This window comes from Polaromonas sp. (assembly GCF_012927415.1).
In the GTDB taxonomy this organism is placed as follows: Bacteria; Pseudomonadota; Gammaproteobacteria; order Burkholderiales; family Burkholderiaceae_C; genus Polaromonas.
The window spans coordinates 1-11,749 of the sequence record NZ_JABBPF010000055.1 but is presented as its reverse complement, the minus strand read 5'-3'; the positions used below and the strand labels follow the sequence as shown (position 1 = coordinate 11,749).

Sequence of the window (11,749 nt, the reverse complement as noted above, 5' to 3'; positions counted from 1 at the left end):
GTGCATGTTGCGGAATTCGGGCCGCTTGGGACGTTCTGTGGATGCCAGCTCTGTCATTTTTTTTGGCTTTCGTGGGTGTAACCGGGTGGTAACTAACCGGAATCGTGATTACTAGCGAAACAACTCAATTCTATTGCAATGCAACAAAATCAGCTGGAGACTGTTCCTGTCATGGTTTTCCCTAGCTCAGCTGATTTTTGTAATAGTGGGTATCGGTTCGGTACAGGGCGCGGCGCAGTTCCATCGGCATGTCGTTATAAGTGTAGGCAATGCGTTCGACGCTCAATAGCGGCTCACCTTCCGACACGCCAAGCAGCCTGGCCGCTTCGGCGTCTGCGCCAACAGCCCGAATTTTCTCTTCCGCGCGCACCATGCGTACGCCAAACTCGGTTTCAAATAGCGCATACATAGGGCCGCTGTAGCTTGCCAAGCGGTCGGCAGTCATTCCCTTGAAGGGGCCGCCGGGCAACCAGACATCTTCAACGATGGTGGGCGTGCCCTGAAAGGCCAGCACCCGGCGCAATTGCAGCACCGCATCGCCAGCGCGCAAGGCCAGCGGGCGGGCGATGTCGGCAGAAGCGCGAACGCGTTTGCAGTCAATGATCTGCCGCTCGGCCGGGCCTTCACTGCTGATGTCGCCGTTGTCAGGAATCAGTCTGAGGAAGCGGTATTGCACATGCTGCTCCGCATGCGTGGCGACAAAGGTGCCTTTGCCTTGGCGTCTCATCACCAGGTTTTCGGCGGCGAGTTCGTCAATCGCCTTGCGTACTGTGCCTTGGCTGACGCGAAAGCGCACGGCGAGCTCCATTTCGCTGGGAATCAGTTCACCCGGCTTCCATTCACCGGCCTGCAAGCTGCGCAAGATCAGCATCTTGATTTGCTGGTATAGCGGGCTGAAAGCCGGGGCGACGCCCGCAACAGTACTCGCGCCGGTTTCGCCGGTGCTGAGGGTTGCGTCGAAGCTTGCAGGTGAAGGATTGATTGCCATACAGACAGACCGGAACAGCGGGTTAAAACGGCGGCGTGGTGCGCACGGCGCGAAGGGGTAACTTAAGTTTGAATCATATCTTATATAAGATATAAGACAAATTGACGGCTGGTTCTTTTCGGGCGTAAAATATTACGCTGAGCGCAATGCCCCGCCTGTGCATGCAGGGGTGCAAAAATTCATCCCAAGCCTTTGAAAGGCCACAGGTCGACGCCGAACATTTCGCTTCACATCCTGTTTCAAGCAATTTTTTACTTTCCTGGAGTTGTCAATCATGAGCAAAAAACCTGTCCGTGTCGCGGTTACTGGTGCAGCAGGCCAAATCGGTTACGCGCTGCTGTTTCGCATTGCGTCGGGCGAAATGCTCGGCAAAGACCAGCCAGTCATTCTGCAGTTGCTCGAAGTCCCGGTTGAAGGCCCCCAGAAAGCGCTTAAGGGTGTGATGATGGAGCTTGAAGATTGCGCTTTTCCGTTGTTGGTTGGCATGGAGGCACACAGCGATCCCATGACTGCGTTCAAGGACGCCGACTACGCCTTGCTGGTGGGCTCGCGCCCACGCGGCCCAGGTATGGAGCGCGCCGAGCTGCTGGCAGTCAACGGCGCCATCTTCACGGCCCAAGGTAAGGCGCTCAACGCCGTTGCCAGCCGCAACGTCCGGGTGCTGGTCGTTGGCAACCCGGCCAACACCAATGCCTACATTGCGATGAAAAGCGCGCCCGATCTGCCACGCAAGAACTTTACTGCCATGCTGCGTCTTGATCACAACCGCGCTGCCAGCCAGCTTGCCGCCAAAACAGGCAAAGCCGTGGCTGACATTGAAAAGCTCACGGTTTGGGGCAATCACTCGCCCACCATGTACGCTGATTACCGTTTCGCGACCATCAATGGCGAGAGCGTTGCCAAGATGATCAATGATCAGGAATGGAATGCCAATACCTTCTTGCCGACCGTTGGCAAGCGCGGCGCTGCGATCATTGAAGCGCGCGGATTGTCGTCGGCTGCTTCGGCCGCCAATGCCGCCATCGACCACATGCGCGACTGGGCGCTCGGCACGAATGGCAAGTGGGTCACCATGGGCATCCCGTCTGATGGCCAGTACGGAATTCCGAAAGATACGATATTCGGCTTCCCGGTGACCTGCGAAAACGGCGAATACAAGCTGGTCGAGGGCCTCGCCATCGACGAATTCAGCCAGGAGCGCATCAGCAAGACGCTGAAAGAGCTGCAAGACGAGCAAGCTGGCGTCGCCCACCTGCTGTAAGGCAAAGAACGACGTGCGTAGTGCCGGTCCGCTCCAAGAAAGCACAGTCTCCTCAATGGGCAGCGTGGTACGCGAAGCGATCAGTGCGGGAAGCGGCAAGCATCCGCGCGAAGTTCTGCTGGGTGCCCAGGCTGCGGCGTTTTTTTTGCCGGTTTGCGACCACTACAGCGGTGTTGAGGCGCGGATGCGGAAAAGCCTGCAGTTGCAGGCCGAGATGATGCAAGAGTTCGGCGCCTGCGTTTTCGATGTGACGCTTGACTGCGAAGACGGTGCGCCGGTCGGCGGCGAGGCCGACCACGCCGCCATGGTGGTGGCGCTGGCGACACTCTCCTTTGCCAAAGCCCGCGTAGCAGTTCGCGTCCACCCAGTGGGCCACCCTGCTTTTGAGTCGGACATGGCCGTCATTGCCGGAAATCTCGCCGGCGTGCTGTCGCACATCATGGTGCCCAAAGTCGAGTCGCTGGCGGATGTACTCAAGGCGGAGGAGGCACTGCTGGCTGCATCGGCTGGTGATCTGCCATTGCATGTGCTGATCGAGTCGCCGATGGCCGTTCGCCATGCTTTTGAAATTGCAGCACATCCGCGGGTACAGTCGGTCAGTTTTGGCCTGATGGATTTTGTCGCGGCCCACGGCGGGGCTATTTCGGCCAATGGCATGACACTTTCGGGGCAGTTCACGCATCCACTGGTGGTGCGCGCCAAGCTGGAGATTGCGTCAGCCTGCCACGCTTACGGGAAAGTGCCCTCGCATTGCGTGGTTGCCGAGTTTAATGACGTGGGTGCGATGAAATCGGCCGCTCAGCGCGCGCGCGAAATGGGCTACACCCGTATGTGGAGCATTCATCCAAGCCAGATTCGCCCCATCCTTGAAGCCTGTGCCCCGAGCGAGGGCGAAATTGAGAATGCGACAAAAATAATAGTTGCTGCCGACCATGCTGATTGGGCTCCGATCAGTTTTGATGGGACGCTGCACGACCGCGCGAGTTACCGCTATTTCTGGCAAGTGCTTGAGCGGGCGCACCAGACAGGGCGCAAGCTCTCTGCCGAGGCAAAAATGTATTTCCAGCCCGCTCTTCACTGAGTTTCAACACACTACGAGACCGTATGACCTTTAACCACACGGCAAGTCTTGCCGCTACCCTTGCTGCGACTGTTTTTCTGGCTGCTTCCGGCTTCGCCTCAGCGCAGGCCGCTACTCCTGTGGATAAATCCGCAACTTCAGCCAAGAAAGTGGCCAAGCAGGCGGCTATCAAAAAGAAGCCAGCCGTCAGCGCTGGTCGTATTAGTCTGAAAAGTGCCGCCAAGAACGTGGCTGCAGGGATTGAGGCGGCTGAAGCCGCTCTGACGCCCGCCGAGCTGGCGATTGCCGAACGGGTGTACGAAGGCAGTTTGCCCTGCGAACTTGGGGCTTCGGTCACGCTGACCGCTGACACCAAAGCGCCCGGATATTTTGACATGCAGGGCAAAAACTTCAAATACCGCATGTTTCCGGTGACGACTTCTACCGGCGCGATTCGACTGGAAGACCAAAAGGCAGGCGCAGTGTGGCTGCAACTGGCCAACAAATCGATGCTGATGAACCAAAAACTGGGTATTCGCCTGGCCGACGAATGCATGAGCCCGGCGCAAGTGGTGGTTGCAGAGAACCTGAAGCTCAATCCACCCGTCAGCATACTGGAAGCGCTCAAGCCCGAAGCCGCCATGCCGTCGCCAGCTACGACGACCCTGGCCCTGCCGGCAACAGCAGCCCAATAAGCGCCGGCGCCTGACTGCTAAACCACCCGTTCCACGATTCCGAATAATTTTCCCTAAAGGAGAAGCCCGCATGTCACCCGAGTTCTTGCAAACCTACCGCAACCATGTCGCCGAACGCGCGGTATCGGGTATTCCGCCGCTGCCCTTGTCTGCACAGCAGACCGGAGAGGTGATCGAATTGCTGAAGAACCCGCCAAAAGGTGAAGAAGCGTTTTTGCTGGACCTGATCACCCACCGCGTTCCTGCCGGCGTGGATAGTGCAGCCAAGGTCAAGGCCAGCTACCTCGCTGCCGTGGCGCATGGCAGCGAGAAATGCACGCTGATTTCGCGCGAAAAAGCCACGCAACTTCTGGGTACCATGCTGGGCGGCTACAACATCAGTCCGATGATCGAGTTGCTCGACGACGCCGAAGACAGCGTTGCCAACAAGGCTGCCAGCGGTCTGAAAAACACCCTGTTGATGTTTGACCAGTTTCATGACGTCCAGGAAAAGGCCGAAAAAGGCAACAAATACGCGAAGTCTGTGATGCAAAGCTGGGCCGATGCCGAATGGTTCACCAGTCGCCCTGAAGTGCCGGAATCGATCCAGCTGACGGTGTTCAAGGTCGCCGGCGAGATCAACACCGACGACCTGTCGCCCGCGCCCGACGCCTGGAGCCGCCCCGACATTCCGCTGCATGCGCTGGCGATGCACAAGAACGCCCGGCCGGGTGTCACTCCTGAAGAAGACGGCAAGCGGGGCCCAGTCAGGTTCATCGAAGAGCTCAAGGCCAAGGGCAACCTGGTGGCGTATGTCGGCGACGTCGTCGGAACCGGTTCTTCGCGCAAATCCGCCACCAACTCGGTGCTCTGGTTTACCGGCGAGGATATTCCTTTCGTACCAAACAAGCGATTCGGCGGCGTCTGCCTGGGCAGCAAGATTGCACCGATTTTCTACAACACCATGGAAGACTCCGGCGCGCTGCCGATCGAGCTTGACGTAAGCCAGATGGCCATGGGCGACGTGATCGAACTACGTCCGTACGATGGCAAGGCGTTAAAAGACGGTCAGGTCATTGCCGAGTTCAAGCTCAAAAGCGAGGTGCTGTTCGACGAAGTGCGCGCCGGTGGCCGCATTCCGCTAATTGTCGGCCGCGGTCTGACCGCCAAGGCGCGCTGGGCGCTGGGTCTGCCGGTTTCGACTCTGTTCCGCTTGCCGCAGAATCCGGTCGACAGCGGCCGCGGTTTTACGCTGGCGCAAAAAATGGTTGGCCGAGCGGTTGGTTTGCCTGACATCGACGGTAAAAGTCAGGGCGTTCGTCCCGGCACTTACTGCGAACCGAAAATGACGTCAGTCGGCTCGCAAGACACCACCGGTCCGATGACCCGTGACGAGTTGAAAGACCTGGCCTGTCTGGGCTTTTCCGCTGATCTGGTTATGCAGTCCTTCTGCCACACCGCCGCTTATCCCAAGCCAGTGGACGTGAAGATGCACCACGAGCTACCTGAATTCATGAGCGACCGTGGCGGCATTCCGCTGCGTCCTGGCGACGGCATCATTCACAGCTGGCTCAACCGCATGCTGCTGCCCGACACCGTAGGCACCGGCGGCGACAGCCATACGCGTTTTCCGATCGGCATCAGCTTTCCGGCCGGTTCCGGTCTGGTCGCTTTCGGCGCAGCTACCGGCGTGATGCCGCTTGACATGCCCGAGAGCGTGCTGGTTCGGTTCAAGGGCGAGATGCAGCCTGGCATCACGCTGCGCGATCTGGTCAACGCGATTCCGCTGTACGCCATCAAGGCCGGTTTGCTGACCGTGGCCAAGCAGGGCAAAGTCAACATTTTCTCGGGACGCATTCTCGAAATCGAAGGCTTGCCAAACCTGAAGGTCGAGCAGGCGTTCGAGTTGAGTGATGCCTCTGCCGAGCGTTCCGCCGGCGGTTGCACGGTTCACCTGAACAAGGAACCCATCATTGAATACATCACCAGCAACATCACGATGCTGAAATGGATGATCGCGACGGGTTACTCGGATGTTCGGACCATCAAGCGCCGCATTGCCGCGATGCAAGCCTGGCTCGCCGACCCGCAATTGCTCAAGGGCGATGCCGATGCCGAATACGCCGCCGTCATCGAAATCGACCTCGCCGACATCCATGAGCCGATCGTGGCCTGCCCGAATGATCCGGACGATGTGAAGACACTCAGCGACGTGGCCGGCACTGTCATTGAAGAAGTCTTCATCGGCAGCTGCATGACCAACATAGGGCATTTCCGTGCCGCCTCCAAACTGCTTGAAAACAAGCGCGACATTCCAGTCAAGCTCTGGGTCGCACCGCCCACCAAGATGGACGCCAAGCAATTGAGCGAGGAAGGCCATTACGGGGTACTGGGTTCGGCCGGCGCGCGCATGGAAATGCCGGGCTGCAGCTTGTGCATGGGCAACCAGGCGCAGGTAAAAGAGGGCGCCACCGTATTTTCGACCTCGACGCGCAACTTTCCCAACCGCTTGGGTAAAAACTCGTTTGTTTACCTGGGCTCCGCCGAACTGGCTGCCATCTGCTCCAAGCTCGGCCGGATTCCGACCAAAGCCGAATACATGGCTGACATGACGGTTCTGACAGCTGCCAGCGAACAGATTTATCAGTATCTGAACTTTGACCAGGTCAAGGATTACACCGACCTAGCCGATACTGTGAAAGAAAACCTGCCTGCGTGAGAAACGGCTTGACAGTTCATCCGCGCCCGCAGTGCCGTGCGCGAAAAAAAAGCCCTGCCGATCAAACCGCAGGGCTTTTTTTAAGTGGCGACAGCTATCCGCGTGTTCGAGCATCAGGGCATGCGCACTTCCTTGTGCTCACCCATGTTCTGCACCCGCTCTCCGGTGACAGCTGCCTTGGCCATTTTGGCAAGCTGCACCATTTTGCTTTCCGTAACATCCCAGTATTCCGCGTGACCGATGCTGACTTCCACCAATGCGAGAGTGGCGTCGCCTGCACCGGCGGGAAACCAGGCTTTGGCCATGGGAGACCAGAGGGCCTCTTTTTTTGCCTGGTCTTCGATAATTGCGGCATCGCCCGAAACAGAGACGTAGCTGTCATCGTCGGGGCTAGAGTAGGCAACGTTGACTCGAGCGTCTTGCTGGATCTGGCGTGCAATTTCGCTTTGCCGCGAGATAAAGAAATAGAGACTTGAACCTTCGTCCAGCGATTTATTTTGAGTTGTCAACGGGTGACTGTGCAGCATCCCATTGGCATGTCGATGAGTAAACATCCCAAAGCGGATGTCTTTGATCAGCGCCCATAACTTTTGGGAGTCGCTTGTTTCTACTGGCATGAAAAAACTCCATGGATTGGTTTCAAGATTTTTAGCGTAGTCTTTAGCTGGATCACTGCTCGTCAGTAAGCGGCTGCCTTTAGTGTCGGCCACTACCGACATTTATTTCATCGGCCAAAGCGGGGCAAGCAAGCCGTCCTCGGGGCTTAACAACCCTAAAAGCGGCCGGTATAGCAACGAATGGGAGTAGAATAAGATGCAAGTAATTCGCATTACCATTCTCGATTGCAGATCCTTTTTTAATTCGCGGATGGTTTTTTCAGATTTTTGCCAATGCCGCTCTCCGGACGGTTTTTTTCTTCGAAGAAGGATGCTCATGAAGATATCTTTTCCGCCCGCCCTGGGCCTGCTGGCCCTCAGCGCGACCTTGATCGGTGCTCCCGTTTCCAGCCTGGCCCAGCCACTCCAGCCCGTCACCCCGACAACCGAGGGCATCGTGGTGTACAACGCGCAGCATGCCAGCCTGACAAAGGCCTGGGCTGAAGGCTTCACCCGGGAAACCGGCATCAAGGTGACGCTGCGTGATGGTGGTGACACGGAACTGGGAAACCAGATCGTGCAAGAGGGCATAGCTAGCCGTGCTGATGTGTTTTTAACCGAAAACTCCCCCGCCATGGCGCTGGTGGATTCTGCCGGTCTGTTCACTCCCCTGAGCGAAGCCACGCTGGCCCAGGTGCCCGATAATTTTCGCCCCGCGCATGGCCGCTGGGTTGGAATTGCTGCCCGCAGCACCGTATTTGTCTACAACAAGGGCAGGCTTACCAAGGCGCAACTTCCCGCTTCGCTTATGGAGCTGGCCAGCCCGAGCTGGAAGGGTCGCTGGGCCGCGTCCCCGGCGGGCGCGGATTTTCAGGCCATCGTAGGCGCCTTACTGGAGTTGAAGGGCGAGGCGGCAACGCTTGCCTGGCTCAAAGGCATGAAGGAAAACGTCGTGGCCTACAAAGGCAATGGCGTGGTCCTCAAGGCAGTAAACGCCGGTCAGATTGACGGCGGCGTAATTTATCACTACTACCGCTACGGCGACCAGGCCAAAACCGGTGAAAACAGCAACAACACCGAGCTGCATTACTTCCGCCATCAGGACCCTGGCGCATTTGTCAGCCTTTCGGGGGGTGGTGTGCTGGCATCGAGTAAACATCAGCCCGAAGCTCAGGCGTTTGTGCGCTGGGTCAGCGGAAAGGGCGGCCAGGAGATCCTGAAAACCGGAGACTCCTATGAATACGCAGTGGGCGTTGGAGCTGCATCCAGCCCCCGGCTTGTGCCCCTGGCCGATCTGCAGGCGCCCAAAGTCGAGCCTTCCAGACTCAACAGCAAAAAAGTGACCGAGCTGATGACTCAGGCTGGCATTCTCTAAAGAGATGACGGATCGAGCCTGGCAGCGCGCACCCGGCGCGGATACCGTGCCGCCAGTCCTCCCTCTTTCTTCTTCTTTGCTTCATCCTCAGACCCTCACTTGAGCCAGCCCGTGAGCACCCTGTCTTTTTCCGCCGCTGCGGGCGTGCGCGGCGCGCGCGCGCAAGATGGGTCAATGAGCAAACAAACCCCATCTAACAAAAGACCGTGGTGCTTTCGCTGGCCGCTTTCCTGGGTCGCCAGCGCAGCCTTGCTGGTCTCGCTGCTGTCGCTGGTGCCGTTGGGTTTCGTTGTCTGGGTGGCTTTTCAGTCCGGTTGGACCACGGCATCGGCGCTTATTTTTCGCCCCCGCGTCGGGGAGTTGCTGATCAACACCGCCTTGCTGGTGGTATTTACCGTACCGCTCTGCGCGGTGCTTGCCGTGGCGCTGGCCTGGCTGACCGAGCGGAGTGACGTGCCGGGCGCGCGCGCCTGGGCCTGGCTGGCCGTTGCCCCGCTTGCCGTGCCTGCGTTTGTGCACAGCTATGCGTGGATTACCGTGGCGCCTGGCCTGCATGGCTTGCCTGGCGGCGTGTTGGTGTCGGTGCTTGCGTATTTCCCCTTTCTGTATTTGCCAATTTCCGCCGCCTTGCGCCGGCTTGACCCGGGCATGGAGGATACCGCGGCCTCACTGGGCCTGAACCCCTGGACGGTGTTTTTTCGGGTCGTCCTGCCGCAATTGCGGCTGGCCGTTTGTGGCGGCGCGCTGTTGATCGGTTTGCACCTGCTGGCCGAATACGGCCTCTACGTGATGATCCGTTTTGACACTTTCACCACGGCCATCGTCGACCAGTTTCAGTCCTCCTACAACGGACCGGCCGCCAACATGCTGTCGGGCGTGCTGGTGCTGTGCTGTTTTGCCTTGCTCGGGCTGGAGTCTGCGGGTCGCGGTTCCGAGCGTTACGCCAGGCTGGGCAGTGGCTCCGCCCGCATGCCGCAGCAGCGGCGCCTTGGGCGCTTCACGCTGCCGTGCCTGTTGCTGCCGGTACTGACCACTGTGCTTGCGCTCGGTGTGCCGCTGGTCACGCTGCTGCGCTGGCTGACGGCGGGAGGTGCCGGTGTCTGGCGTTTTGACGAGATCTGGCCTGCGATCAGCCAGACCCTGGCGCTCGCCACCGTCGGCGCCTTGCTGACCACGCTGGCCGCAGTTCCCATGGCCTGGCTGTCGATCCGCTCGCCCGGGCGTTTGCAGCGCTTCATGGAAGGCTGCAACTACTTGGTGGGCTCTTTGCCCGGCGTGGTCGTGGCGCTTGCGCTGGTCACCATTACGGTCAGGGTGGCGTTGCCGATTTACCAGACCGCGGTGACGGTGTTGCTGGCCTATGCCCTGATGTTTTTGCCGCGCGCGCTAATCAGCTTGCGCGCCGGCATTGCCCAGGCCCCTATCGAGCTGGAACAAGCCGCCCGCAGTCTGGGGCGCAGCCCGGCAAGGGCCATGTGGTCCGTCACGCTGCGGCTGGCTGCGCCTGGCGCGGCTGCCGGCGTGGCACTGGTGGCGCTCGGTATTACCAATGAACTGACGGCCACCTTGCTGCTCGCGCCCAATGGCACCCGTACCCTGGCCACGGCATTCTGGGCTTACAGCAGCGAGATCGATTACGCCGCTGCCGCCCCCTATGCGCTGATCATGATCCTGCTTTCGCTGCCCATCACCTGGCTGCTCTACACCCAATCGAAACGGAGTGCCGGACGATGACTTCCCTTGAGCTTTTTGAGGTCCGTAAATCCTACGGTGCGGTCGCCGTGCTGGGTGGCATCAACCTGAGCGTGGCGGCGGGCAGCCGTACCGCCATCGTCGGCCCTTCGGGTTCGGGCAAAACCACGCTACTGCGCATCATTGCCGGTTTTGAGGCGCCTGATTCAGGCCGCGTCACAGTCGGTGAGCAACTGCTGGCCGATGGCCCGGAAATGGTGCCGGCCCATCGGCGCGGCATCGGCTTTGTGCCGCAGGACGGCGCGCTGTTTCCCCACCTAACGGTTGAGGGCAACGTCGGCTTCGGGCGGGCCCGCAACGCGCCGCAGCGTGCCGAGCGCATCGCCGAGCTGATGGATATGGTGGCGCTGGACACCTCCATGCTGGCGCGCTGGCCGCACGAACTTTCCGGCGGCCAGCAGCAGCGTATCGCGCTGGCGCGTGCACTGGCCCAGCGGCCCCGGCTGATGCTGCTGGATGAACCTTTTTCAGCGCTCGACACCGGCTTGCGTGCCAGCACCCGTAAAGCCGTGGCGCAGTTGCTTGGCAAGGCGGGCATCACCACCATCCTGGTGACCCACGATCAGTCCGAAGCCTTGTCCTTTGCCGACCAGGTCGCCGTCATGCGCGAAGGCCAGCTGGTTCAGTGCGGTCATCCGCTTGAACTCTACCTGCGTCCCAGGGACGAAGCGATTGCCGGTTTTCTGGGCGAAAGCATTGTGCTGCCCGCGCAACTGGCCGGTGGCTGGGCCGACTGCGCGCTCGGGCGCATCGCGGTCGATGACAGCCAGCGCGAGGGCAGCGCGCAAATCATGCTGCGACCCGAGCAACTGCAAGTGGCCCAGGTTCCTGCGGATATTACCGAGCATGGCACCGATCCCGCTGCCTGCTACGGCGCGGTGCTCGATACCGATTTTGGCGGTGCGGTCAGCGTGCTCACGGTGCGGCTGTTGCGCCGCATCGGCGCAGCCATTAGCCAGCCGGCTGGCGTCGAAACCAGGAACGCGCCGCTGTTGCTGCACAGCGCGGGCTTGCGCGCGCCTCCGGTGGGCGCGCTGGTGCGCATCACGGTAGCCGGTCAGGCCCATGTCTTCAGCGACTGAGCAGCGGCCCAAAGTTGTCGGTAGGGGCTCGCTGCGGCCTTCACCCCAAAACATTGACAAATATCGGCGCTGGTCCAGCAAGTATCGATATAGTTTGCTATAAAAAATATATCAAATTTTCAGGATGCTGTGACGCTGCCTTGACGCTTGCGGCGCGGAGCACATGACTTTTGTGCCCCGGCAGCGTCTGCCGCTGGCTGACGCTTGCCGGAAAAAGCTGCGTGGCGCTATGGCAGACGCTG

The 11,749-nt window shown here is 59.6% G+C and carries 9 protein-coding genes; 7 read left to right on the top strand and 2 right to left on the bottom strand.

The annotated features are described in order from the left end of the window. Positions 1-181: 181 nt before the first annotated feature. The gene (locus HHJ19_RS05865; protein ID WP_296904927.1) at positions 182-988 is read right to left on the bottom strand and encodes a GntR family transcriptional regulator; all 807 of its coding nucleotides are present in this window, start codon (positions 986-988) and stop codon (positions 182-184) included. Positions 989-1,262: 274 nt separating this feature from the next. On the opposite strand from HHJ19_RS05865, the gene HHJ19_RS05860 reads away from it, so the two are divergent. From HHJ19_RS05860 to HHJ19_RS05845, 4 genes are all read left to right on the top strand, one after another. After that, positions 1,263-2,249: a malate dehydrogenase gene (locus tag HHJ19_RS05860; protein ID WP_296904926.1), complete on the top strand. Its 987-nt coding sequence runs from the start codon at positions 1,263-1,265 to the stop codon at positions 2,247-2,249. Positions 2,250-2,304: 55 nt separating this feature from the next. Continuing rightward, a complete protein-coding gene (locus HHJ19_RS05855; RefSeq protein WP_296904925.1) occupies positions 2,305-3,330 on the top strand; it encodes a CoA ester lyase in 1,026 nt (341 codons plus the stop codon). A 23-nt stretch (positions 3,331-3,353) separates the two neighbouring features. Continuing rightward, positions 3,354-4,004: a hypothetical protein gene (locus tag HHJ19_RS05850; RefSeq protein WP_296904923.1), complete on the top strand. Its 651-nt coding sequence runs from the start codon at positions 3,354-3,356 to the stop codon at positions 4,002-4,004. 70 nt (positions 4,005-4,074) lie between these two features. Next, a complete protein-coding gene (locus HHJ19_RS05845; protein WP_296904921.1) occupies positions 4,075-6,702 on the top strand; it encodes a bifunctional aconitate hydratase 2/2-methylisocitrate dehydratase in 2,628 nt (875 codons plus the stop codon). A 113-nt stretch (positions 6,703-6,815) separates the two neighbouring features. Here the strand turns inward: HHJ19_RS05845 and HHJ19_RS05840 are convergent, their stop codons facing one another. After that, the gene (locus HHJ19_RS05840) at positions 6,816-7,319 is read right to left on the bottom strand and encodes a pyridoxamine 5'-phosphate oxidase family protein (protein ID WP_296904928.1); all 504 of its coding nucleotides are present in this window, start codon (positions 7,317-7,319) and stop codon (positions 6,816-6,818) included. A gap of 316 nt (positions 7,320-7,635) precedes the next feature. Here HHJ19_RS05840 and HHJ19_RS05835 point away from each other — a divergent pair, with 316 nt between their 5' ends. From HHJ19_RS05835 to HHJ19_RS05825, 3 genes are all read left to right on the top strand, one after another. Beyond that, complete coding sequence (locus HHJ19_RS05835) at positions 7,636-8,673, top strand: iron ABC transporter substrate-binding protein (RefSeq protein ID WP_296904919.1); 1,038 nt, start codon at positions 7,636-7,638, stop codon at positions 8,671-8,673. A gap of 174 nt (positions 8,674-8,847) precedes the next feature. After that, positions 8,848-10,407, top strand: a complete 1,560-nt coding sequence (locus HHJ19_RS05830) for an iron ABC transporter permease (protein ID WP_296904917.1) — start codon at positions 8,848-8,850, stop codon at positions 10,405-10,407. Then, the gene (locus tag HHJ19_RS05825; RefSeq protein ID WP_296904915.1) at positions 10,404-11,507 is read left to right on the top strand and encodes an ABC transporter ATP-binding protein; all 1,104 of its coding nucleotides are present in this window, start codon (positions 10,404-10,406) and stop codon (positions 11,505-11,507) included. Before HHJ19_RS05830 ends, HHJ19_RS05825 begins: the two co-directional genes overlap by 4 nt. Positions 11,508-11,749: the final 242 nt, after the last annotated feature.

Bases quoted from the DNA above. Each gene is read 5' to 3' on its own strand.
- HHJ19_RS05850 (WP_296904923.1), top strand. From the start codon at position 3,354: ATGACCTTTAACCACACGGCAAGTCTTGCCGCTACCCTTGCTGCGACT.
- HHJ19_RS05825 (WP_296904915.1), top strand. From the start codon at position 10,404: ATGACTTCCCTTGAGCTTTTTGAGGTCCGTAAATCCTACGGTGCGGTC.
- HHJ19_RS05830 (WP_296904917.1), top strand. From the start codon at position 8,848: ATGAGCAAACAAACCCCATCTAACAAAAGACCGTGGTGCTTTCGCTGG.
- HHJ19_RS05840 (WP_296904928.1), bottom strand. From the start codon at position 7,319: ATGCCAGTAGAAACAAGCGACTCCCAAAAGTTATGGGCGCTGATCAAA.
- HHJ19_RS05855 (WP_296904925.1), top strand. From the start codon at position 2,305: ATGGGCAGCGTGGTACGCGAAGCGATCAGTGCGGGAAGCGGCAAGCAT.
- HHJ19_RS05860 (WP_296904926.1), top strand. From the start codon at position 1,263: ATGAGCAAAAAACCTGTCCGTGTCGCGGTTACTGGTGCAGCAGGCCAA.
- HHJ19_RS05845 (WP_296904921.1), top strand. From the start codon at position 4,075: ATGTCACCCGAGTTCTTGCAAACCTACCGCAACCATGTCGCCGAACGC.
- HHJ19_RS05865 (WP_296904927.1), bottom strand. From the start codon at position 988: ATGGCAATCAATCCTTCACCTGCAAGCTTCGACGCAACCCTCAGCACC.
- HHJ19_RS05835 (WP_296904919.1), top strand. From the start codon at position 7,636: ATGAAGATATCTTTTCCGCCCGCCCTGGGCCTGCTGGCCCTCAGCGCG.